The organism is Oleiphilus sp. HI0079 (assembly GCF_001635105.1).
This window is the reverse complement of record NZ_LWFT01000127.1, coordinates 1-900: the sequence shown is the minus strand read 5'-3', so window position 1 is coordinate 900 and position 900 is coordinate 1. Positions and strand designations below refer to the sequence as shown.

General features: G+C 45.0%; 2 protein-coding genes. One reads left to right on the top strand and one right to left on the bottom strand.

What is annotated here, in order from left to right; translation table 11 throughout:
- Positions 1-205: hypothetical protein (locus tag A3750_RS01965; RefSeq protein WP_197474801.1), on the bottom strand; the 205-nt coding region annotated here is incomplete at its 3' end.
- Between the two features lie 412 nt (positions 206-617).
- Here A3750_RS01965 and A3750_RS01960 point away from each other — a divergent pair.
- The coding region (locus tag A3750_RS01960) for a hypothetical protein (protein WP_156498313.1) at positions 618-900 on the top strand (283 nt) is incomplete at its 3' end.

The following is a 900-nucleotide window of genomic DNA, read 5'->3' as shown; positions in this document are numbered from 1 at the left end:
ATGTTTCTTGCTGCGAAGGGTTGTCACTCACTGTGAGATCAGGTGTTGAGGCGCTGTCAGAGTGAGTGGCGTCAGCCGCTGTATCGGTAACCAGACTCTGCTCGGTATTCTGAGCGGCATTTTCTTGCAGCTGGACAAAACCGGCGCTTGCAAGCAAGAGAAGCATTAGAAAGTTAATGAAAGCTAAAGGTCTTATGTCGACCATGAATTGTTCCTGTTATAGCGAATACACACTCGATTATTACGAGACTACGTTTGTGTTCGGCTTAGTCGATAAGGGCGGGGCTAAAAACTTCCACTCCGCCAAGCTCGACCTGTAAATTGTTGAGGCCGAGTATTATTAAGTGATTACAAAGATTCTAGACCTAAAGTATTGATTTTTCTTACTAAGACCGAAGTTTTGCTTGTTTGTTCACAAAACCATGTGTTTTGAGCGAATCAGGCTCATGGCTACTTGAACTTAGCGAGTTCGTCACTATAACCAAAGCATCTTAGCGAGTATTAACTTGAAACTGTTGAGCACGAAGCTCAAAGTGACTGTTTTAAAGTTGATAAGACATGCTCCGCTGTCGGCACCTCAAGGTGTTGTGCGGCTTTCCACAAGGTATATTTTTGACATGAGTCACCCCCAGTTTGAACTAGTTAAATCCCAACGTATTGAGTCTCTAGCTGTTGATGCGCAGGAGTTTGTGCACCGTCAAACGGGCGCTCGACATTTGCATTTCGCTTCGAAGAATGATGAAAACGTCTTCCTAGTGGGCTTGAAGACTGTTCCAACGGACAATACAGGCGTGGCGCATATCTTAGAACATACAGCGTTATGCGGAAGCGAAAAGTATCCGGTTCGCGATCCGTTCTTTATGATGATTCGGCGCTCACTGAATACCTTTATGAACGCGT